This window comes from Actinomadura sp. BRA 177 (genome assembly GCF_013372625.1).
Classification (GTDB): Bacteria; Actinomycetota; Actinomycetes; order Streptosporangiales; family Streptosporangiaceae; genus Spirillospora.
Genome location: NZ_JABXFD010000003.1, coordinates 1 through 430 on the forward strand (window position 1 = coordinate 1; position 430 = coordinate 430).

At 75.3% G+C, this 430-nt stretch carries 1 pseudogene; it reads left to right on the top strand.

Annotation, left to right across the window (positions count from 1 at the left end):
* Nucleotides 1-356, top strand: a pseudogene (locus HUX53_RS00015) (DEAD/DEAH box helicase); the annotation flags it as partial.
* Nucleotides 357-430 lie beyond the last annotated feature (74 nt).

The window sequence follows — 430 nt, forward strand, 5'->3', positions numbered from 1 at the left end:
CCTGGATGCCGCCGAAGGCCGCCGCGCTCCCGGCCAAGCCGCGCCCGCCGGCCTTCGGCGGCATCCAGGCGGAATTCGACGCGCGCCTCCCCTTCGCACTCACCGAGGGCCAGCGCGAGGTCGGCGCCGAGATAGCCGCGGACCTGGCCAAGGAACACCCCATGCACCGCCTGCTCCAAGGCGACGTAGGCGCGGGAAAGACCGTGGTGGCGCTGCGGGCGCTGTTGCAGGTTGTGGACGGTGGGGGGCAGGCGGCGCTGCTGGCGCCGACCGAGGTGCCCGCGCAGCAGCATTACCGGTCGAGCACGGGGATGCTCGGTGACCGCGCCCTCGCCGGGCAGATCGGCGGTGCGGAGTAGGCGACGCGCGTCGCGCTGCTGACCGGGTCGCTGGGGGCGAAGGCGCGCACAGCGCCCCCCACCTGCCCCCG